The organism is Aerococcus loyolae (genome assembly GCF_002871915.2).
Taxonomy (GTDB): domain Bacteria; phylum Bacillota; class Bacilli; order Lactobacillales; family Aerococcaceae; genus Aerococcus; species Aerococcus loyolae.
The window spans coordinates 1,512,158-1,534,414 of the sequence record NZ_CP126958.1 but is presented as its reverse complement, the minus strand read 5'-3'; the positions used below and the strand labels follow the sequence as shown (position 1 = coordinate 1,534,414).

Annotated in this window: 21 protein-coding genes; 14 read left to right on the top strand and 7 right to left on the bottom strand. The window is 42.9% G+C overall.

From position 1 onward, the window contains the following. Nucleotides 1-109 precede the first annotated feature (109 nt). From CJ190_RS06905 to CJ190_RS06885, 5 genes are all read left to right on the top strand, one after another. Complete coding sequence (locus CJ190_RS06905) at nt 110-1,387, top strand: mechanosensitive ion channel (RefSeq protein ID WP_064292566.1); 1,278 nt, start codon at nt 110-112, stop codon at nt 1,385-1,387. A 246-nt stretch (nt 1,388-1,633) separates the two neighbouring features. Further along, nucleotides 1,634-1,966, top strand: coding sequence for a glycine cleavage system protein H (locus tag CJ190_RS06900; RefSeq protein ID WP_060778637.1), 333 nt, complete (start codon nt 1,634-1,636; stop codon nt 1,964-1,966). 70 nt (nt 1,967-2,036) lie between these two features. Beyond that, nucleotides 2,037-2,849, top strand: coding sequence for a protein-ADP-ribose hydrolase (locus CJ190_RS06895; RefSeq protein ID WP_064292567.1), 813 nt, complete (start codon nt 2,037-2,039; stop codon nt 2,847-2,849). Beyond that, nucleotides 2,850-3,722, top strand: coding sequence for an SIR2 family NAD-dependent protein deacylase (locus CJ190_RS06890; RefSeq protein WP_070598268.1), 873 nt, complete (start codon nt 2,850-2,852; stop codon nt 3,720-3,722). It begins immediately after the preceding gene. Between the two features lie 17 nt (nt 3,723-3,739). Next, entirely contained in the window at nt 3,740-4,768 is a 1,029-nt protein-coding gene (locus CJ190_RS06885; RefSeq protein WP_064292569.1) for a lipoate--protein ligase, read from the top strand. A 69-nt stretch (nt 4,769-4,837) separates the two neighbouring features. Here the strand turns inward: CJ190_RS06885 and CJ190_RS06880 are convergent, their stop codons facing one another. Next, complete coding sequence (locus CJ190_RS06880) at nt 4,838-5,371, bottom strand: LOG family protein (RefSeq protein WP_064292570.1); 534 nt, start codon at nt 5,369-5,371, stop codon at nt 4,838-4,840. Between the two features lie 249 nt (nt 5,372-5,620). Between CJ190_RS06880 and CJ190_RS06875 the strand changes: the two genes are divergently transcribed. Continuing rightward, nucleotides 5,621-6,616: a D-2-hydroxyacid dehydrogenase gene (locus CJ190_RS06875; protein WP_013669562.1), complete on the top strand. Its 996-nt coding sequence runs from the start codon at nt 5,621-5,623 to the stop codon at nt 6,614-6,616. A 112-nt stretch (nt 6,617-6,728) separates the two neighbouring features. Here the strand turns inward: CJ190_RS06875 and CJ190_RS06870 are convergent, their stop codons facing one another. From CJ190_RS06870 to CJ190_RS06860, 3 genes are all read right to left on the bottom strand, one after another. Then, nucleotides 6,729-7,610, bottom strand: a complete 882-nt coding sequence (locus CJ190_RS06870; protein WP_064292571.1) for a LysM peptidoglycan-binding domain-containing protein — start codon at nt 7,608-7,610, stop codon at nt 6,729-6,731. Nucleotides 7,611-7,777: 167 nt separating this feature from the next. Next, nucleotides 7,778-8,791, bottom strand: a complete 1,014-nt coding sequence (gene galE, locus CJ190_RS06865; protein ID WP_064292572.1) for a UDP-glucose 4-epimerase GalE — start codon at nt 8,789-8,791, stop codon at nt 7,778-7,780. Between the two features lie 278 nt (nt 8,792-9,069). After that, the gene (locus CJ190_RS06860; RefSeq protein ID WP_372592626.1) at nt 9,070-10,341 is read right to left on the bottom strand and encodes a uracil-xanthine permease family protein; all 1,272 of its coding nucleotides are present in this window, start codon (nt 10,339-10,341) and stop codon (nt 9,070-9,072) included. A gap of 243 nt (nt 10,342-10,584) precedes the next feature. Here CJ190_RS06860 and CJ190_RS06855 point away from each other — a divergent pair, with 243 nt between their 5' ends. From CJ190_RS06855 to mutY, 5 genes are all read left to right on the top strand, one after another. Next, entirely contained in the window at nt 10,585-10,932 is a 348-nt protein-coding gene (locus CJ190_RS06855) for a helix-turn-helix transcriptional regulator (protein WP_060778629.1), read from the top strand. Between the two features lie 259 nt (nt 10,933-11,191). Further along, complete coding sequence (locus tag CJ190_RS06850) at nt 11,192-11,449, top strand: helix-turn-helix domain-containing protein (protein WP_013669101.1); 258 nt, start codon at nt 11,192-11,194, stop codon at nt 11,447-11,449. Between the two features lie 369 nt (nt 11,450-11,818). After that, complete coding sequence (locus tag CJ190_RS06845; protein WP_064293202.1) at nt 11,819-12,670, top strand: hypothetical protein; 852 nt, start codon at nt 11,819-11,821, stop codon at nt 12,668-12,670. Nucleotides 12,671-12,724: 54 nt separating this feature from the next. Further along, entirely contained in the window at nt 12,725-13,741 is a 1,017-nt protein-coding gene (locus CJ190_RS06840) for a RecX family transcriptional regulator (RefSeq protein WP_082888686.1), read from the top strand. Next, nucleotides 13,738-14,952 carry an A/G-specific adenine glycosylase gene (gene mutY, locus CJ190_RS06835; protein WP_070598267.1) on the top strand — a complete coding sequence of 405 codons (1,215 nt, stop codon included), beginning with the start codon at nt 13,738-13,740 and terminating at the stop codon, nt 14,950-14,952. The genes CJ190_RS06840 and mutY overlap by 4 nt, the downstream gene beginning before the upstream one ends. A 359-nt stretch (nt 14,953-15,311) precedes the next feature. Here mutY and CJ190_RS06830 read toward each other — a convergent pair whose 3' ends face one another. Beyond that, the gene (locus tag CJ190_RS06830; protein ID WP_064293535.1) at nt 15,312-15,899 is read right to left on the bottom strand and encodes a DUF402 domain-containing protein; all 588 of its coding nucleotides are present in this window, start codon (nt 15,897-15,899) and stop codon (nt 15,312-15,314) included. Nucleotides 15,900-16,049: 150 nt separating this feature from the next. Between CJ190_RS06830 and CJ190_RS06825 the strand changes: the two genes are divergently transcribed. Together CJ190_RS06825 and pulA are read left to right on the top strand one after the other, a co-directional pair. Further along, nucleotides 16,050-17,270, top strand: a complete 1,221-nt coding sequence (locus CJ190_RS06825) for a hypothetical protein (RefSeq protein ID WP_064293534.1) — start codon at nt 16,050-16,052, stop codon at nt 17,268-17,270. Between the two features lie 197 nt (nt 17,271-17,467). Continuing rightward, the gene (gene pulA / locus CJ190_RS06820; RefSeq protein WP_070598264.1) at nt 17,468-19,468 is read left to right on the top strand and encodes a type I pullulanase; all 2,001 of its coding nucleotides are present in this window, start codon (nt 17,468-17,470) and stop codon (nt 19,466-19,468) included. A gap of 75 nt (nt 19,469-19,543) precedes the next feature. Here the strand turns inward: pulA and CJ190_RS06815 are convergent, their stop codons facing one another. Further along, nucleotides 19,544-20,659, bottom strand: coding sequence for an FUSC family protein (locus CJ190_RS06815; RefSeq protein ID WP_070598263.1), 1,116 nt, complete (start codon nt 20,657-20,659; stop codon nt 19,544-19,546). A gap of 183 nt (nt 20,660-20,842) precedes the next feature. Here CJ190_RS06815 and CJ190_RS06810 point away from each other — a divergent pair, with 183 nt between their 5' ends. Then, nucleotides 20,843-21,298, top strand: a complete 456-nt coding sequence (locus tag CJ190_RS06810) for a Fur family transcriptional regulator (RefSeq protein ID WP_064293531.1) — start codon at nt 20,843-20,845, stop codon at nt 21,296-21,298. A gap of 128 nt (nt 21,299-21,426) precedes the next feature. Here CJ190_RS06810 and proC read toward each other — a convergent pair whose 3' ends face one another. Further along, nucleotides 21,427-22,224 carry a pyrroline-5-carboxylate reductase gene (gene proC / locus CJ190_RS06805; RefSeq protein ID WP_070598261.1) on the bottom strand — a complete coding sequence of 266 codons (798 nt, stop codon included), beginning with the start codon at nt 22,222-22,224 and terminating at the stop codon, nt 21,427-21,429. Nucleotides 22,225-22,257: the final 33 nt, after the last annotated feature.

Here is a 22,257-nt window from a genome sequence, read left to right as displayed (position 1 = left end):
CTTTGTGTAAATTTTAAAGGAAAAGTTCATATTATTTTAAAATATTATTAAAGGTTGATATAATTAAGGTAATAAAAATAGTAATATTTTGTATTAGGAGGAGATTATAATGGATTTCTTACATACTTTATTAGATCCAATTATCGCAGCAGTTCCTAATATCCTAGGGACTATTCTCTTAATCCTCATTGCCTGGATTATTGCGGTAATTGTACGTAAATTGATTGTCAAAGGCCTGCGTGCCATTCACGCTGACCGCACTTTCCAAAAATGGGGAGTGGCCAAGAATGAATCAGATGCCAAGGGTGTTATTAAAACAGTAGCCAGTGTTGGTTATTACTTGGTCTTTGTATTCTTCTTACCAGCGATTTTAAATGGTTTAAATATCGGTGGCGTTCTCGAACCAATTACCAATATGTTCGATAAGTTCTTTGCTTTCATTCCAAATATTATTGGTTCTGGACTTATCTTGGTATTAGCTTTCTACCTCTGTGGATTTGTCCGCGACTTGGTACAAGGCCTGCTCGAAAAGGTTGACATCGATGGCTGGATGAATAAACTGGTTAACAAATCTGAAGGGGCCGTTGGTGAAACGGTTAAAGACCAAGTGGATGCTGCACCAAGTGGTAATAAATTAGCCAAAGTTGGCGCAACCATTGTTTATGTTTTACTCTTCATCCCACTATTAACCGCTGCTCTAGAAGTTTTAGGTATTGAATCGATTAGCCGCCCAATTATTAATGTCTTAAATATGATGTTAGCGGCCATTCCAAATATCTTGGTAGCAGCCATCTTAATTGCTGTGGGTGGCCTAGTTTCTAAGTTAGTTGGTGACTTGATCGAAAACTTACTGGAAGCAGCTAATATCAATAAGTATACCAAGTACCTCAATGCTAGTGGCGATGTCAACGTGAAATTATCAGCGATCGTTGCCAACATCGTAAAAGCAGTCATTGTTATCTTCTTCTTTGTTGAAGCTCTCAATGTCCTTCAATTAGAAGTCTTAAATACTATTGGTGCTGCAATTATTGCCTACCTACCATTAGTACTATCCGCTGTGATCATTCTTATCTTAGGAGTTGTTGGTGGAAATCTCTTATCCCAATTCCTCAAAGAATCAACCGGATCAAATATTTTAGCTAATATTGTTCAATATGGTTTAATTGCTCTGGCTATCTTCATGGCTCTTGACCAATTACAATTTGCTCAAACTATTGTCAATACTGGTTTCATGTTCATTGTTGGTGGAGCAGCAGTTGCCTTTGCCTTAGCCTTTGGTTTAGGTGGACGTGACTTTGCTAAGAAGCAATTAGAACACCTTGATCGTAAATTACATGAGGGTGAAGCAGACAAGAAGGACCAAGATGGTGACCACTCTCAATTCTAAAAGTAAGCGATAAATAAAGTGAGACTGTGGCTTTTGTCACAGTCTTTTTTCTGCCTTTAAAAGGGGGATTTGACTTTTTTCTTAATAAAAAGCGAAGTTATCTATAAAGAAAATTAGTATTTATCTAATCACTTAAAAGAGATTTAAATTTTTGGGTCTCCCTCACTTATGTGCTAGAATAGTTAAGGATAAGTTGGGCAAGTGATTTGCTCTAACGATAAATTTAAATAAAAAGGAGAATGAAGAATGACTAAACGTGGAAATTACTTATTTGTAGAACAAAATGGCGATCTTTATACGGTATCCATGACTCCTGAACTACAAGATGATATCGGTACGGTAGGCTATGCTGAATTTGCCCAAGAAGACCAAGTTGAAAAAGATGCTGCCTTGTTAAATATTGAAGCATCAAAAACCGTGATGGAAATTCAATCCCCTCTCAAGGGAACCGTGGTTGAACGCCATACTGAAGTGGTTGACCAACCTTCCTTATTGAATTCTGCTAAAAGCGAAGAAAACTGGATTGTTCGCTTAAAAGATGTCGACCCAGCTGAATTTGACGCTTTAGAAGAAGCTTAGGGTGATATTGAATGATTCTGTGCTAGAGATTAGACCTTTAGCATAGGATTTTTTTATTGGGGGGAGTAGCTTGACAGCAGAAGAATTGCTAAGGCAAATGATTGATTACTTAGAAGCCGAGCGAAGTGATAAGTACTATCTCAGAAGGAAGGTTGAAGGCAGGACTGACTATGGTGATTATTCCTTGCATGACAAGTGGCGGGCTCTGATAAATACCCGTCCCGCTTGGCCAATTAGTGAGGATTACCTGGACTTAGAAGATGACTATTTAAAGCGTTGGCGTGACCAAGAAGGGACCGTTAGTCTGGATCAATTAGAGCCAGCTCTAGACCAGATTTATCTATGGCAAGGGGATATCTGTCGCTTAGCAGTTGATGGGATTGTCAATGCAGCGAATTCCTTTCTATTAGGTTGTTTTATCCCTAATCACAAGTGCATTGATAATACCATCCAAACCCGCGCCGGTGTCCGTTTGCGGCTAGCATTGAACGATATCATGGAAGACCAGGGCCATAATGAGCCGGTTGGCAAGGTCAAGACAACATCGGCTTACCACTTGCCGGCTAAGTATATTCTCCATACCGTGGGCCCAAGAATTGAATCTGACCGGGTCAGTCCCATCCGTCAAAACCTGCTCAAGCAATCCTATCTTTCCTGCTTAAAAGAGGCCGATCGACTGGGATTGACGAGCTTGGCTTTCCCGTGTATTTCTACGGGTGAGTTCCACTTTCCAAATGACCTCGCTGCTCAGATTGCCTTCAATACAGTGAGAGACTATTTAAAGGGTAGCGGATCATCTTTGCAAGTTATTTTCAACGTTTATCTGGATCAAGACCTTCATTTATATCAGGACTTAATTGACAGAGTAGAAGGGGAAGAGTAGATGAGTGATAAAGAAACAGTTTGGCAAGCTTTAAGCCAAAATTATAATAATGAATCAGACCTTTTGCGGTCCCTAATGGAAGAAGCCCAGGCTATCCTGGTGGGGATCGGTGCTGGTATGTCAGCTGCTGACGGCTTTAGCTATGTGGGTGAGCGCTTTGAACAGGCCTTTCCTGACTTTATTGAAAAGTTTAATTTGTTTGATATGTTGCAAGCTTCGCTCTACGATTACCCCAGTCTGGAAGAATATTGGGCTTTTGCTAGTCGTTTTGCCATTATGAATGGGATTGAACAAAAACCTGGTAAGGCCTACCAACATTTTAACCACTACCTTCAAGGCAAAAATTACTTTATTATTACCACCAATGCAGATAACGCCTTTCCTAAGGCTGGCTATGACATGGATAAGGTGCACTACTACCAAGGCAAGTATGTCCTCATGCAGTGTAAAAAGCATTGCCAGCCTGTGACCTATCGCGATGACGCCTTGCTCTACCGTATGGCTAAGGAACAAGAAAATATGCGAATTCCTAGTGAACTCGTTCCTTATTGTCCAAATTGTGGCGCCCCCTTGGAGTTAAATAAACGGACAGCAGAAAATGGCATGGTAGAGGATAAGGACTGGCAGCTTCATCAAGCAGCCTATGAAGAATTTGTTAATCAAAATCAATACGACAAGATACTTTATTTAGAAATTGGTGTGGGAAATACCACCCCACAATTTATTCGCCAACCCTTCCAAGCCTGGACTAAGGAAAATCCCAAAGCCCTTTATGTGATGATGAATCAAAAACCTTACCATATTCCACCATCCATTAAAGACCAAAGCTTGCGCTTGACTGACGATATTCAACAAACACTATGTGGACTTTAAAAGGATAAGTGATAACAATGTATTTAATTGATTTAAAACGTGATGGTCAACGGATTTATGACGGAGCTCTGGCCTTGGCGGCTCAAGTCTACGCCCAAAGTCATATTTTCTTGGATGAGGATATTCTCTTCCCTTACATGTGTGATCCTAAAGTAGAAATTGGTAAGTACCAAAATGCCCGGGCTGAAGTCAACCAAGACTATATTGACCAAGAACATATTCAAGTGGTCCGTCGCGATACTGGTGGTGGTGCGGTTTACTGCGATCGCGGTGCTATCAATGTCTGCTTCCTAGCTGACCATAAATCCAATGATTTATTTGGTAATTTCGAAAAAATGTATCAACCGGGTATCAAGGCCTTAGAGGATATGGGAGTTCAAGGCTTACACACTAAGGGCCGCAATGACATGTACCTAGGCGATAAGAAGGTGTCAGGTGCTGCCATGACCTTAGTCGGTGACCGGGTCTATGGAGGTTTCTCCCTTCTCTTTGATATCGATGCTGAAGCCATGGTGAAGGCCCTAAATCCTAATCAAAAGAAAATTATTTCTAAGGGGATTAAATCGGTCAAAAGTCGGGTAGCACCAATTCGCCCAGCCTTAGCGCCAGAATTCCGCCATATGTCTATGGATGAACTCTTTGAAGCCCTAGTCTGCCGACTCTTTGGTGTAGAGGAGTTCGGGCAAATTAAGCAATATGAATTAACCGAGGAAGATTGGCAAGGGATTGACCAACTAGCTAAGGAAAAATATAAGAATTGGGATTGGAACTATGGCAAGGCCCCGCAATACACTTACAACCGTGATGACCACTTCGACCAAGTAGGAACAGTTGAAATTTCCATTGAGGTTGAAGATGGCAAAATTAGTCAATGCAAGATCTGGGGCGATTTCTTTGGCCAAGCCGATATTGCTGAATTAGAAAAGCAATTAATTGGTGTGAAGATGCGCCGAGACGACCTATTAAAGGCACTGGATGAGGTCCAACTCGAGGACTATATCAGTCACATGACGCCTGAACTACTCGTCGACCTTATTCTCTCTTAATCAAGTTAAAAGCGATTTTCTCAAAGCCTTATCAAATGATTGATAAGCAAAATTGAGAAAATCGCTTTTTTAGTGGTTGAGAATCGTTTCGATTTCAGCTAGGGAAGAGACAAAGTGGATTTGGTCTAATTCTTCTTGGGGCATAAAAGCTTCGGAGACCATGGTCTTGAGGAGGGAGTGGAGGACGTCATAGAAGTGGTCCACATTATAAATGATGATGGGGGTCTGCTTGTTTTCCAGGCGTTTCCAGACCAAACTGTCGAAGAGTTCTTCCATGGTTCCCAAGCCCCCGGGGAAGATAATCATGGCGTCGGCTAATTCCATCAGTTTTTCTTTACGTTGATTCATGGTATCAACGACCTCTAAGTGATGGATATCGTAATTGGCGACTTCGGCCTCTACTAGGACCAAGGGGATAATTCCAATCACTTGACTACCACTTTGGCTGGCAGCAGTGGCAATGGTCCCCATTAAACCAGTCCGACCACCGCCATAGACCAACTGGTGATTGTTCTGGCCAATCCATTCACCTAATTGCCAGATCAGGTGTTCATAACGTTCATTGATCCCTAAATTGGACCCACAGTAAACCGTAATTTTCATGATTAATCTCCTTTTTATCGATGAGAATAAGTGCTTTAACCAGTATAACTAAAGCCAGAGTGAAAGTAAAAAAGTGCGAATTGTCTAATTAATTCACAATTGTATATTTTATTTAAAGCATTTAAAAAGAACCGCTAAAAATCGCTTGACAAAGGCTTTTGCCTCTTTTAAAATTATCCATGTGAATAAGTAATCTATGCGAAATAGATTAATAATGTGAAGGTTCACACTTATGAAAGGATGAAAGTGATGACTAAGATTTATATGTATGGTGTCAGCGAACAAGAAGAAGATCTCGCTAAAAAATGGGGCGAAGACAACAATGTTGAATTAACCCTTGATGCAGATATTCTTTCTGAAGCAACTGTTGACCGTTGTGAAGGCTACGATGGGGTATCTACCTACCAATATACTCCTCTAGAAGACAGCGTTTACCCAGTTTTAAAGAGCTTTGGTATTAAGAACATTGCTCAACGTATGGCTGGTTTCGACCCTTACAACCTTGAATTAGCTGCTGAAAATGACGTGATCATTTCTAATGTGCCAGCTTATTCACCAGAATCCATTGCTGAATACACTCTAGCACAAGCCTTAAACGCTATCCGTAAATTATATACTGTTAGAGACCATTCTAACCACCATGATTTCAGAGAATCTCTCTATATCCGTGGTCAACGTTTAGGGACTAAGACCGTTGCTATCTTAGGTACTGGCCGTATTGGTCAAGCAACTGCTCGTCTTTTCAAAGGCTTCGGCTGCAAGATCCTTGGTTACGACCTCTATCCAAATGATAAATTAGGGGACTTATTGGAATACCGTGACACACCTGAAGAATGTGTGAAAGAAGCCGACATTATTTCCCTTCACTTACCTTCAACTGATGATACCTATCATTTATTTAACGCTGACTTACTCAAACAATGTAAGGAAGGCGCTGTGATTATCAATGCTGGTCGTGGGGCTTTAATTGACACTGACGCTTTACTTGACGCTCTTGATGCAGGTCATTTACAAGCTGCTATGTTAGACACCTACGAAAACGAATTCGACTATGTCAAACATGACTGGTCACATAAGGGGATTGTTGACCAAACCTTCTTACGTTTATTACACCATCCAGCAGTTTCATACACCCCACATATTGCTTACTATACTGATGAATCCGTTCAAAACATGGTCTTCCATGCCTTGAATGCTACAAAATCAGTGATTGAAACTGGCGATACTGAATTACGTGTTAACTAATCGTTAATCGATAGAATATAGAGAAAATAAAAAGACTAGCCCTAGCTGTTAAAGCGATGTGGCTAGTCTTTTTTGCTTTATCAAATAGTGGTGGGGGAAGAAGCCTTCTGTCTTATTTGACTTTAATCCTTTGACCAGGCATAAGCGCAGGCCTGGTCATGCCGTTTAAGGCCATTAACTCGTCGACCGTCATACCATGAGCTTGGGCGATGCGGTAGAAGCTATCACCAGCTTGGACTTGGTAGCTGTCTCCAGTTTGGACCTGGCTTTCTTCTGACATAGAAGACTGGGAGGGATAGTCACTGCTAGGATTTGAGCTATCAGGATCAATAGACTCTCGTGGCAGCTTGGAGTCCGTCGTTTTTTCTTCCTCTGATCGCTTTATTCTTACAGCCCTTCTTGGGTAACGAGCTCGTTTAGATTCATACTGGGCGATTTTTTCGTCGAGAATAGCTGGGTCTTGTTCCTGGTCTTTAGTCCTCAAGGCCTGGTCGGCTGGCTTCTTTTCCTCTGGCCCATGATAAACAGAGACATCCTCTTGGTCAATCTCCCAGTTATCAGCTTGGTAGTGGTCTTGGCCAGCAAGTTGTGAGGATTGTGCCTTGAGACCTAGGAGGTTATCATTTGCCGCCCCCTGATAACTGGGGCTTGCTAGGAAGAAGACCAGCCCTAAGAGTCCAAGGACCACTCCCCATTGGAGGGGTTTAGCCAGTTTTTGCCAGAAGTTTTTAATGGGAGTTAAGCCAGGCTGGAGTTGGCTATTGACCTTTTCTTGGACTTGGCGTTTGAATGGACTGCCTTGATCCTTGTTTTGGCTGTTTCTGTGAGGTGGGACTCGATCAATTCTCTTAAAAAGTGGTAGCAGGATGCGGGTTAGCTGGTCAATAAGATAATAAACGAGGCGGGCCAGCATCTTAATGAGGGATTTGAGGGTGGCTCGGATTTCCTGGACCAACTTGCGCCAGGAAAAATTGGGTCCTTGTGAATCTGACATAGGCTTTCCTTTCTTTATTTAAGCAGGTTTTCTTTAGTTTAAACATTTTAGGGTGAACATGCAAGCTGGCTAAGAAGCTTTAGGTAGAACTAGCGGGACTTTCTTATTAAAATCAGCCAACAAAAAAAAGAGTCTGCCAAAAGTGACAAACTCTCTCTTCTTGATTCTTAATCTTCGTAACCGTTAGGGCAGGTTTCTTGCCAGTGCCAGGAGTCCCGGCACATATCAGCTAAATCTTCTTCCGCTTCCCAGCCTAGCAGTTCTTTAGCGTAGGATGGGTCAGCATAACATTCAGCCACATCACCAGCACGGCGTTCGTCAATAACATATGGAAGCTCAACCTGGTTGACTTCTTGGAAGGTATTGACTAAGTCCAGAACGGAGTAACCTTGGCCGGTGCCTAAGTTGACAATTTCCAGCCCTTGGTGCTTATTGGCGTAATCGATGGCTGCAACATGGCCCTTAGCCAAGTCAACCACGTGGAGGTAATCACGGACGCCAGTACCATCATGGGTATCGTAGTCATTACCAAAAACATGTAATTTTTCTAACTTACCAATGGCTACTTGGGTGATATAAGGCATGATATTATTAGGGACGCCTTGGGGGTCTTCACCGATCAGGCCACTTTCGTGGGCCCCGATAGGGTTAAAGTAACGTAAGATCATAATTGACCAGTCAGGGTAAGCCTTATAGGTATCTTTTAAGATTTGTTCGCCCATGACCTTACTATAGCCGTATGGATTGGTAGCACTGGTAGGTAAGTCTTCGGTTAGGGGGGAGACATTGTTCATCCCATAGACTGTGGCACTTGAAGAATAGACAAATTCCTTCACATCAAATTCCTTCATTACTTTTAATACTTGAAGGAGTCCACCCATATTATTGTGATAGTAGTCAATTGGTTTTTCAACGGATTCACCGACCGCTTTAAAGGCTGCATAATGAATGACAGCGTCGATGGATTCTTTTTCAAAGATTTGGCGTAAGGCATCTCCATCTAAGATATTTGCTTCATAGAAAGTTGGACGCTTACCAGCAATTTTTTCGATGCGGTCAAGAACGGTTGGCTTACTATTAGAGAAGTCATCGACAATAACAACTTCGTAGCCAGAGTTGATTAATTCAATAACGGTATGCGAACCAATATAGCCCGCTCCGCCTGTAACTAAAATGGACATAAGTCTCTCCTTTATTCATTTAATTACTTGGTAAAATTCACTGATTATCCTTATTATACCATTGAAATGAAGGGCTTCTTTCAAAGATTTTTTAAATATTACTGGAAAAGATGGCCATATGATTATAAAAAAGAGACTAAGAATTTGTCCTAGTCTCATCTATAAATATGAACTTTCTAATCAAAAGCTGCATTTGTCGCACTCTATAGTTGAGTTCGAACGCCAGCCTTGAAGTTGCTTCAGAAAATTCAAGGCTCTGACGGCGTCCTCACATCCTGTTATTTCGTCTTCAAAGTTTTGATTTCAGGTAGGAGTAGGTTAAGAATAATCCCTACCATAGCGGCTAGGGCGGTTCCAGAAAGGGTAAAGGCCCCTAATTTAAGGACTGCGCCTCCTAGACCGAGAACTAACATGGCACTAGCGATGACTAGGTTACGGACCTGGTTGAAGTTTACCCGGGCTTCAATGAGGACTTTGAGGCCGTTACTTGCGATAACCCCATAAAGGAGGATAGACATGCCACCGAGCACAGCAGCTGGGATGGTTGAAATAAGGGCGGTAAATTTACCCAAGCAGCTAAGCATAATCGCTAAGAGGGCGGCATTACGGATAACGGAAACCGAAGCCACGCGGGTGAGGCCAATGACCCCAGTGTTTTCTCCGTAAGTGGTATTGGCAGGTCCACCTAGGAAGGCAGAAACCGAAGTGGCAATCCCATCACCCATCAAGGTCCGGTGGAGACCAGGATTCTTGAGAAATTGACGGCCACAAATTTCACTTAAGACGGTATGGTCACCAATATGTTCAGAGATGGTGACTACCGCCACTGGCAAAATAGCAATGGCTTCTGGGCCAAAGTTAAGTTGGTAGCTGTTAAAGAATGGCGTCTTAAAAGGTAGATAGAAATCAGGGATCTCAAACCAAGCAGCATCAGCCACTGGGCTAATATCGACTAGGCCGAGGCAGGCAGCGACAATGTAGCCACCAACTAAACCAATCAAGAAAGGAATCACCCGAATAAAGCCCCGACCATAAACATTAACAAAGGCACAGATCAGGAAGGTGATTAGGGCGGTCAACATTTGTTGCCAGGTTCCGTCTGGAGTGAATCCCGCGTTGGTGACAGCAGATGAGGATAGACTCAAACCGATGACAATGATCATCGGACCAATAACAATTGGAGGTAGGAGGCGGTCAATCCAGCTGCTCCCTAGCATTTTAACTAAAAGAGCTACTAAGACATAGATTCCGCCGGCTAGCATGACCCCAGTTTGAGCCGCGGAAATATCGCCACCTAACTGTTCGATAGCGTGGGCCATTGCGCCAATGAAGGCAAAGGATGATCCCAGATAAACAGGCACCTTATTTTTGGTAGCAAAGTGGTAAATTAAGGTACCGATCCCGCTACAGAAGAGAGCAACCGATACCGGTAGGCCCAAGATTAAAGGAACCAGAATGGTTGCACCGAACATTGCAAAGACGTGTTGGAAACTTAGAAGCAGTCCCTCACCACGTGGGGGCCGATCCTCGATGTCATAATTCATTTTCATTAAATTTTCTGCTGATGTCATAGTATCTCCTTCCAAAAATCTCAAGGGAAATTCCCTTAACTAAAATAAAGCGGCTAATTTAGCCCAAATCTTCGAAATTATACACCAATTCTTCACCCTTGACAAGGGTTTAGCTAAGAAAATCAAGCGTTAGTGAATAAGAATAAGCATTTGTCCTCCTACCAATAATCTTGTATACTAGTAAAGAATGAGAATTATTGTCTATTATTGAGGAGTGGCAAGATGAAAATTGGTCAAATAATTAAAGAACAACGTGAGTTAAATAATATTTCCCAAGGACAATTGGCGAGTTATCTAAAAACCACCCAACAAACAGTGTCTAATTGGGAAAATAATAAAAGCTATCCTAACGTGGAAAACTTAATATTACTATCATCAATTTTTGATCAACCGATGGAAGAATTGTTAAATGAGGATATCCAGGACATTTCTGAAGCAACCGGACGGGTGATTCCAACGCGTTTGGATGATGAAGAGGTGAAGCGCTTTAACTGGAGTCATCTCTTGCTTGGTTTTGGAGCAGGCTGCTTAGTGACCTATTTGCTCAGTCACTTAGGCCAAGAAGACTAGTGCTTTTGTAGCCTTACAAGTGCTTTGATTAATTAGCCTTCTAGGCCATGTTAGGAGCTTATATCTATTGGTTGGCTTTCCTGTTCTCCCTATTTTCTTGATGCGTTCACTTTGCTGGGAATTTATAAATATTTGAGATAGCTCGTCCAAAGTTTATATCTATGCATTATCTTATGATTTATGTATAATATAAATATAGGATATATGTTTATTAAAAATATTATGATGAGTTGTGTGAAATATTTAGGAGGGGATGAATATGGATACGCATAGAGAAGACCTATCCCTTGATGAAAAAAATATTGCAAGACAACAAGCAAGTATTAAGGCTTCTGATGTGTTGCTAAAAATCCGTCAAGAAAAGGGGCTATCCCAGGCTCAATTAGCGGATATTTCTGGGCGTAAGCAAAGTTATATCTCACGGGTTGAATCACGTCAACAAAATATTAGTTTAGGTACCCTACAAGAAATTGTTAATGCTGTAGGTGGCCATCTCGTTGTCGATGTGCACTTCTAAAACTGATATCAAAGACGGAATAGCTAGGTGCGTAAGACCTTGAAACAACAAATAACTAGAATCTTATCTAGGGATTTGTTGTTTTTTAATACTTTAAAATGATATGCTTGCTAGTCAGCTATCCAACGACTACTATGTAAAGGCAGAAGAAATGCCCAAAGCGAACGAGGTAAACAGGAGATTTTTTTGTAAAAGCAGGGTAAATTTTAGGTAAAAAAGTGGATGTAAGCGTTTAAAAGGAAGTTTTGTAAATTCCTGGTAAAAAATGGATTAGCTTTAAGTAAAGATAGTCTTTACTGGAAGAATATATGCTATCTTAAAAATGGTTTCTCAATAACTGAGAACTAATACAATGAAGGAGTACCAGAAATGTTGGAAAACATGTCGCTAACGTCTTGCCATATGTCCCCGTCTCAAGTGGGAGAAGATCCTGCTGCTGTAAATACCAGTGAGGCCCAATCCCTAGAGTCACCAGCTAAGTCGACTCTAGCTAATGAGGCTCCAGAAGCAACTCGGTCATCTGACAATTCTTCCCTTATTTCAAATAAGGATAGTGACCATTGCCAGCACTATGCTTTGAATTTACCGCATAAGTACCTTTCTTTAGTGGAGGCTGACGACCTGATTAGAGCCTATCGGATAGCTCAGGAAGTTCCGCGGAGTATCGGGCATTTTCGTGAGGATACCCTAATGGTCTTAGAAGTCAAAGGCCGTTTGCTGAAAAATCACCCAGATAAATCCTATTTAAAGGGGTCTTTGATCTTAACCAGTGAAGGTTTCTTGTACCGGAGTCAGTGTACTTTGGACCAATTATTAAAATCAACCCTAAAAACGCAAATGACTGATCGACTGGTTCAAGAACCAGTAAACCTAGGAAATACTTGGCTTAGGCCCTTCTTCCTGGGGAAGCACTTATTGATGCCTCTGCGCTATCGTAACCAAAATTTTCACGGCTACTTAAACCTCAACTTGGTGAAATACTTTCACTTCTTCCCGGTAGGGGGTCGACCGGTGACCATCGAAACGGTTGCATCGACTTCCTTAGTTTTACCGGTTAAAAATGTACAAATCAAAGCCCAACTTGAATTTGCCTACCACTTGTGGCAGAGTTATTACCTAGACCTCTTATCGAATCCTTTAATCGAAGATCCGATAGAGAAAATGCAGTCTTATTTATTTTTCAAAGAATATTATCAAGAACAGCAAAGTGAAAAAGTCTGATTTAGAACAATTATTGAAATCTAACTCAGACTAAGCGTATGGAATGGTGAAAACATGCTAGAAGATAATCAGCCAGTAAAATTAAGTGAGATCAATCCGGAGAAAAAGTCCCGCCCAAAAAGAGTCAGAGCCTTAACCGATGAAAGTGACCAGCTGACCAGGCCAAAAAGGAAGAGTAAAAAAAGCGGTTATCGTCCTAGAAAAGCAGTCACCTCTTCTGACCCAGAAGGCTTAGACCAAGACCAGGAGAGAGTTTTAGCAGGCAAGATTACCATGATCGAAGCCCAAAAACGTCATAAGAAACGTTATAATGTCTACCTTGACGGCGACTTTGCTTTTGGGATTAGTGAAGACACCCTAGTCCGTTATGCTCTGTCTAAGGGGCAGTACTTAAGCCAAGAGGAAAGTAAAAATATCCTGGCCAGCGAAAGCGATAACCGGGCCTATCAGATTGCCCTAAACTATTTAAGCCATAGTTTACGGTCTAAAAAGCAAGTTAGCCAACGTTTAGCTAAGGAAGACTATTCCCAAGCGACTATTGATAAGGTCATGGGGAAATTGGAAGATTTATCCCTAGTTAACGACCTCTATTACGGCCAGTCCTATACCCGAACGGCAAAGACCATCAACCGAAAAGGCCCCAAGGTGATTGCTATGGAACTGAAGGAAAAGGGCCTTAGTGAAGACACCATTGACCAGTCCTTGTTGGAGTATAGTGAGGCTGATCAAATGGAAAACGCCCACCACTTGGCTAAAAAGAAGTTGCCTAGCTTGCTTAGAAAAAACTCTAACCTCAAAGCCAGGGAGAAATTGCAACAATTCCTCTATAAGAAGGGCTACAATAATGACTTAATTAGCCAAGTTTTATCCCAACTAAAAGAGTCTGACCAGCTTGACCGCGATGAAGGTGCGGCTTTGAATAAGTATTTTAAACGCTATTGGAAGAAGTACCGGAATTTGGATGAGAAAGAACGACGTTTCAAAGTAAAAACCATGCTTTTTGGCCGGGGCTTTAAGAGTGAAGCCATTGATGCAGCTATAAGGCAGGCAGAGGAAGAAGGAGAACTGTGAGCGGAAGTAATCAAGATTTTTCCCCTAAGGATTGGATCGGACAATCAGCCATTGTTGATTTAGGACCGACCATCGAGGGAGTCGAAGTCTGGGGAGAAGAAACTAATCAAGCTTTTCGTAAGACCTTGTTTGATTGGTATGACAAGGAGGGCCGCCACTTACCTTGGCGGGAGAGTAAGGACCCTTACCGGATTTGGATATCAGAAATTATGTTGCAGCAAACCCAGGTCAATACCGTCATTCCTTACTATCAACGCTTTTTACAAGCCTTTCCCACCGTCGAGGACCTGGCAGCGGCAGAAGAAGATGACTTACTGAAACTTTGGGCCGGCCTAGGCTATTACTCAAGAGCTAAAAACCTCCACCGAGCAGCCCAGGAGATTGTGAATGACTATAGTGGTCAATTTCCCCAAACCGCTAAAGAGTTAAAGCAGCTATCGGGAATCGGACCTTATACAGCTGGCGCTATTGCCTCTATTGCATTTGGTCAGGCCGTCCCCGCCATTGATGGGAATGCCATGCGAGTTTTCAGCCGACTCTTTACCATTAATGCTGATATCAGCCGGCAAAAGAACCACGCTATCTTTCGTGAAGTAGTGGCTTATGTCATGGGCGATGAACGGCCAGGGGACTTTAATCAGGCGCTAATGGATTTGGGGAGTAGTTACGAAACCGCTAAGAAGCCCTTGAGTGATATTAGTCCTATCAAAGACTTTAACCTAGCTACCTTGACCGGGACTGAATTGGATTATCCGGTGAAATTATCCAAAACCAAATCCAAAACCATTCACTACCAAGCACTATTGCTGGAGAATAGTCAAGGCCAGTACCTGATTGAAAAACGACCCAGCCAGGGTCTCTTGGCTAATTTGTGGACGGTTCCGCTTTTTGAAGTGGCTAACCAAGAAGAAGGTGACCAGCAAGGGGGAGAAGAGCGCCAGCCTTACCAAAACCTGGTTGCTGAAGCAGAGGCAGTTTACGATCTTAGACCAGTCGTGATGAAAAAATCCATCGGCCATGTCCGGCATGTCTTTTCTCACCGACTTTGGGAGATTGATCTCTACTATGCTAAATTATCTCCCGCAGCCGAAAAACGCTGGCAAGACCAAGAAGATAGTGATTGGGTTTTCTTGCATGACCTTAACCGTCATGCCTATCCTACCGTTCAAATGAAGATTTGGCGGGCCTTAAAAGATTATCTTGATCAATAAGAGTGCGACAAGCGCGCCAAAAGGCAAGACCGCTACGCATACTATATCTGTACGTCGCTAACGCTTCCTACAGCTACAGAAACTGGAAGAAAAAGACGTAAAAATTCTTTGCGAGAATTTGTCGTCATTTTCTGAAGTGGACGCTTGCCTTGCGCTTGGAGCAGGTTTGGTAAGAGTGCGACAAGCGCGCCAAAAGGCAAGCATTCGCTAATAAACTAGTAATGCCCAGCTGAGTTAAGTTGCATAATAAAAAACGTCGACCACTCTATGGTGTCGACGTTTTTTATCAAGACTTTAATCACTTGAAAAGGTATAGCGCATCACGCTATCTGCTTAATCATCACAGTCTGATGATCTTATTACGACTGAATCCGCTTTTTCTTCTTATATTTGTAGCTTTTCTTCCGTCGCTTACGACGTTGGGTCAGCTGACAGTAGCGTTCGTACCAAAGATCGACATAAGGTTTTGAAAAGGGACCTCTTTCTTCCTCGATCCAACGTACTAACTCTTTGAGATGGCTTTTAATGATTATATCTAATTCTTTAGAATAATGCATTTCATGACCATGCTCTAAATACTCGTCAATATCTAACAGGCGTTTTTCCCCATCAGGGAAAATTTTAATATCTAAATCATAGTCGATATACTTTAAGGCTTCTTCATCAATGACATAAGGAGAAGCTAGGTTACTATAATATGAGACACCGTTCTGCCTTAACATGGTGACAATATTGAACCAATATTTTTTATGAAAATAGAGTAAAGCGGGTTCACGTGTCACCCAACGGCGACCATCAGATTCGGTAACGAGCGTGTGGTCGTTACAAGCAATAATGCTTTGCTCGCTTGTTTTTAAGACCAAACAGTCGCGCCATGTTCGATGGAGTGAGCCGTCATGTTTATAACTTTTGACTGTGATGAATTCTCCTTCTTTTGGATGATACATCACATGACCTACTTTCTTCACTTGGAAAAACCAAAGTCAAAAATAGTATAACATAGCTTAAGGAATAGTGTATAGGTAAAATATTTTTTTCTCGTTTTTGAAGCTGTCTCATGTTACAATCTTTTAAGAAGAAGGAGAGGAGCAAGTTAGATGAACACATCTAGAGATCAACAGCGTAAGATAGCTATTATTGCGACAATAATTACTGTCCTCTTAGTGGCTGCTTTTTACCTGATTGGTAAGCAAAGACAAGCAGGGCAAGGCAATGTCGCCTATGAGTCAAAAAGCCAAGCAAGTAGCCAGGTAGAAAGTCAAGCGCCTAAAACTAGTGATCACAGTCAGGCAGCTAAGCGTTTTGAAGACAAGCGTCAAGAAGCGACTCTTAACGATTATTTAGCCTATATTAATCAAGCAGGGACCCAAGCCAAAGTGGCTACGGTTAAGGTTCAAGGGGAAAGTGATCAATGGCTAAGTGAGCACATCAAGTCCAAAGCCCAAGCAGCAGACTTGGATTTAAACGTTCAAGCTTATGACTATTCGGGCCACAGTAGCCAGTCCTTGTTAACGAGTGATTTGGTTGACCAGGTAGCTAAGGAAAAACCACATTTACTAATCCTTCCCTTGACCAGTGAAGTTGACTATGCCCAAGGGAGAAGCCTGGAAGATACCTTGGTTAATTTGAAACAAGTTTACGGCCATCTTCGGATTGCTTCCCCAGAAACTAATATCGTTTTCCTGGCTTTACCATCTTATAGTGAAGCAGCTAATGGCCAGGGCACATACGGCAGCTTCTTAGTCCGCTTGATCCAAGCCTTAGAAGAGTCTCATATAAATATCATGGACCTCAATAAGGCTTTCGAAGCGAAGAACTTTGCCCCTGAGAAGATCTATGACCAAGAGTCAGGTCTATTCAATGACCAAGGCTTTAAAGCCTTAGCAGATCTCTTTGGACAAGCCATGCAGGAAGAACACTTTGATCTAAGTCATGGCTTCCAAGGCAAAAATGATGACAAGGCTGCCTTAGAAGAATCCATGGCTAAGGAAAGTCAAAGTATTAGAGATAAGAAGAAAGCGGAAGCTCAAGAAGCCCAAGCGGCCCAAGCTGAGGCTGAAGCGGCGGCTGCTCGTCAAAGTCAAGCCGCTGAGTCACAAAGACAAGAAGAAGCTAAGCAAAGAGAAGCGGCTCAAGCGGAAGCGGACCGTCAAGCTCAAGCAGCCCAAAGACAACAACAGCAACAGCAGTCCCAAGTGGCTCCTAACCAACAACCAGCCAATGGCCAAGGTCAAGCGCCAGCTCCAGCTCCTCAAGCGCCAGCTGCTGGGAATAATAATCAAGCTCCGGCCAACCCCTATGGTGGACAAGGACAATAGATTCATAGTTTAATCCTTGCCTCAGTCATTTTGAACGAGATTTAAGATATTAGCAGTCAGGTCTAGCTAGCAATTAGTTGAGAGCTGACTGCTTTTTTTTATGGCTTGTTTCAATAGCTAAGATAGCTAAACGCGCCCATCCTGGGTATAATGAAGGGGAAGATGAGTGAGTAAGAAGAGTACAGAGAGGTTATTAAGTGAAAAATCAACTAGAAGAACGTTTAGATAAAATCCTCCAGGGAATCTCTCCCCAAGGTTCCAGCTTAGACCAAGCCATGGATGACCTGGTCAGAGAGCCAGAATTTGATGACTATTTTGCTAGTCAAGCCCGGCTAGGGGCTAACTACCGGGCAGAGACGACTAATTTTCGGCTCTGGGCTCCCCTGGCCAGTGAAGTTAGCCTGCTCATTTACCAGGACTTATATAGTAATCGACAAGTCCAATATCCCATGCAACGTCAAGACCGGGGAGTTTTTAGCTTAGATCTTCCTGGTGATTGGCATAATACCGCTTACCTTTATAAGGTATCCTTTCCCAATGGAAAGACTAATTTTACGAGAGACCCTTATGCCATTGGATCGACCCAGAATAGTCAGCGCAGTGTGGTGGTTGATTTGTCTCGCACTAACCCCACTGATTGGGACCAAGACCGTGCGCCCGCACTAAAGAGTCTTTCTCAAGCTGTGATTTATGAAGCGAGTGTGAGAGATTTGACTAGTGCGGATAATTCAGGCGTCAATCCCAAGTGGCGGGGTAAATTTCTAGGCCTCAGTCAAAAAGGGACTAAAACGCCCCAAGGACAGACTACTGGCCTTGACTACCTAAAAGACTTAGGAATCAGCCACCTCCAGCTTCTGCCCATGGCTGACTTTAAGACGGTGATTGAAGGGATCGAGGATAGCGATAATTATAATTGGGGTTACGATCCTGGCGATTACAATGTCCCTGAAGGTTCTTATGCCACGGATTCTGCTGATCCTATCTGTCGGATAAAAGAAATGAAAACCATGGTCCAATCCCTCCACCAAGCGGGCCTTCGTGTGATTATGGATGTGGTCTACAACCATGTCTATGATTACATAAACCACCCCCTGCAACTAACTGTCCCTAACTATTATTTCCGTCGCGACCCCGATGGCACCATTAGTAATGGGACGGGCGTGGGGAATGATACCGCCTCAGAAAGAAAGATGATGAGAGAGTATATTGTCCGTTCGGTATGCTATTGGGCCAAAGAATATCATATTGATGGTTTTCGCTTTGACTTGATGGGGATCCATGACGTCACGACTATGAATAAAGTCCGTCAAGCTTTAGATGAAATTGATCCAAGTATCCTTATCTTAGGTGAAGGTTGGAACTTAGGGACTTACCTGCCCGAAGAAGATAAGGCTTGCCTAGTCAATGCTTATAAGACTCCCCGAATTGCCTATTTTGACGACCATTTTCGTGACAGTGTCAAGGGCTCTGACCAAGGGGAGGGCAGGGATACCGGCTATGCCAGCGGTAAGTTTTCTGTGGAGCGGACCCTCCTAGCCAGTTTTTTAGGTGGGGAGCGGTTGAATAAGTTGGCGATTAACGTCAAGTCGCCCCTGCAATTGGTTAAATATGTGGCCGCCCATGATAACTGGTCCTTGTGGGATAAACTAGCCATTACTCATAGCTTTGAAAGTCAAGCCAAGCGGCAAAGGCGGCAACTACTTGCCAATAGCCTTGTCCTCTTAAGTCAAGGCATCCCCTACTTGCATGCTGGCCAGGAATTCTTCCGTACTAAGCAAGGTGTCCGTAATTCCTACCGTCATGGGGACCATATCAACCAGATTGACTGGTCCTTACGCGATAAACACCAGGGTGCTGTGGATTACCTGAGTGATTTGATTGCTTTTCGCCAGGCTCACCCAGTTTTTCACCTATCTGATTTTGGAAGCATTGACCAGGCAGTGGAGGTTTTGAAGGCAGATTTTCAAATTATTGCTCTTCTTTACCATGAAGGAGACGCTGACTACCTGCTGGTATTTAATGGGCAGACCAATACCATTCGTTTTACCCTGCCTGAGGGGGACTGGCAAGTCCTGGCTGAAAATTATCATTTCCTCTCTGCTGATGAAGAGAAGTCTATATTAAGTAGTGAACAACCTCTTGTTGTTGAGGAACTTTCGCTAAGTATTTTGAAACAGCAAGGATCAGAAAAAGCTTAGCCAATTTCTTGGATAAAAGAAAAACTCGAGCCTATCATTGTCAGGTAATCTACCGACTGATTAGCTCGAGTCTTTTTAACTATCTAATTTATCTTTTAAGGCGTAATGGTCATGGTCTTCTTCGTGATGGGTATGGTAGGAGCGGACCAAGGTATTGAGATGGATGAGAGAACTCTCGACCTTGATCATGGCCCCTGTGATTAAGATTAAGGAGTTGCTCTTCTCAATCCGGTAGTTCAAGGATTCTGTTTCTGAACCTCGGTTGAGGTCGGTTTCCTTAATGATATGATTCATCAACTCCTGACGGCGTATCTTAGTCGGCTGGAAGAAGTTCACCTCAGCCGGTGAAATGCGGCCGTCAAATTTAAGGAAGATCTGCTCATGGGCGGCACAGAGGGTTTCAATTCGCTCACGTATTTGAATCCGCAGGTCATCATCTATCACAAAGAGAATATTAGTATGGGTGTGGATAGTATGGAGCAAATTAGTCATATCCAATAAAGATTGGATGAAGCTCCGATAAACCACTAGCTGCCGTTTCCTGGATACCCTGCGACTGGCAAACCAAATGGGTTCTTCTTTGGAAAGTTGAAAGAGATCGCGAATATAGTTGATTCGCTTGTAGGCCCAGTCCAAGTCTGAAGTCAGGGAAGAATACTCGCCATTTTTTCTCAAGATGGCCCGCAAACGAATCAATACTTCTGAAGAGGTGTCCGAAATTTCCTTGTAGAGGACATTGTCATACTTAGGTGGCATGATAAAGACATTCACCAAGAAGGAGATCACCACACCAAGGATGTTTTCAATCACCCGGGAAGTCGCAATGCCGATTAAGTCATTGACGTTATCGACAGGCTGTAGCATGATGATAACTACGGTAATTGTGGCCAGGGAGATCACGTCTTGGAGTTGAATGGCATTCATAATAGCGATAAAAATAATGACGGTCAGGCCAACCACAATGGGGCTATTTCCAAAGAAGTAAGACATGACCACGGCGGTTAAGCCACCTAAGAAAGCAGCAGCTCCCCGCCTAAATAGGGTATACCAGGTTTTTTTAACGGATTGTTGCAACCCGAGAACCGCAACAAATGTTGGTTGCATAATCTCAATATGGGGTAGGAGGCTAGAGATAACCATGGCTAGCATGACGCCAATGCCGGTTTTTATCGTGCGAGCACCTAATTTCATTGGTTTTTAATCGTCCTTTTCTATTTTAATCGATACCATTAAGACCTTGAATTACTATATAGCATAGCATGATTTTCTTCAATAAGCATAAGTGAGAATTTTAACAACTTAAGGGAAAAATATGATATTTTACAGGCTTTCAATTATAATTAGCTAAAGGGCTGATGGAAAGGAAGACAACACATGGATTATGAGCAATTATATGTCGATGCGGTCGCTTATTTGCGTGAACGCCGTATTCGCCTAACCTCCCCACGGAAAAAAATACTAAAACATCTGATTGTGGCTGACCATCATCCTACTGCCGAACAAGTCTATCAAGAGCTCTCCCAAGAAGATCAATCGGTGAGTTTAGCAACGGTATATAATACCTTGAACATCTTTACCGATATTAACCTGGTCAAGGAAGTGCGTGCGAATGATGGGGCCACCCATTTCGATTTCTTCTTGAAAAAGCACTATCACATCATTTGTCAAAACTGTGGAAAAATCGTCGATGTCTATTATCCCGATGCGGCTAAAGTAGAGCAAGCCCTGACTGAAGTGGAAGACTATGCGGTAGAGGCTACTCAATTTGAAATTACCGGCCACCACCTGGAGTTTTATGGGATCTGTCCTGACTGCCAAGGCATCGACTAGATGTGCTTTAGGATATCTCGGCTTAAGATGGGAAAACAGAAAAAAGGCTATCTTGGGATAGCCTCCAGCATACTTAAGTATTGAATACTTTACTATTAACTTGAAATTTATGGACTTTGCTCGCCGGCTTAGTTGCCTTTGGCTTTTTGGCAAGCAGCGATGACAGCTTCTATGGCAGCGGATCGTAAGCCTTTTTCCTCTGCCTTACGGACGCATTCAATGGAGGTACCAGCAGGTGAGCAGACCGCATCCTTGAGTTGACCGGGATGTTGTCCAGTTTCTACGACCATAGCTGCAGCACCTAGGACGGTTTGGGCGGCTAAGCTTTGGGCTTGGGAACGTTGAAGACCTTGTTGACATCCGGCGTCTGCCATGGCCTCGATTAGCATGTAGACAATGGTGGGACTAGAGCCAGATAGCCCAGTGATGGTTGCGAATTGGTCTTCACTGACTTCAGCAACTAAGCCCAACCCTTGGAATAAATCTTTAACTGCTTGGTAGTCTTTAGTTGAGACCTGGTCATTGGCGGTCATAGCAATCACCCCTTGGCCGATTTTCACGGCAGTGTTTGGCATGATCCGGACGATAGCAGTTTGGTCGCCGAGAATTGTCCCTGCTTGCTTTAGACTATAACCAGCCGCTACGGTGACGATAATGGCATCCGCTTTGAGACTGTTCTTGATTTTGTCCAACACCTGGTCCATTAGATAAGGTTTTACCGCCACAATGACGAGGTCAGCTCCTTGGGCACAAGTTTGGTTATCAGTTGAGCAGGCAATGTCAAAATGTTGAGCAACTTTATCTGCGCTGGCTTGGCTAGCGGTCGCAGCCTTAATTTCTAACTGTGCTTGATGATCACTAGATTGTAAGCCGGCGATGAGGGCTTGGCCCATATTTCCAGCTCCAATAACGGCAATGGTTTTCATAGTTACGCACTCCTATCGCTTACAAGTATTTTC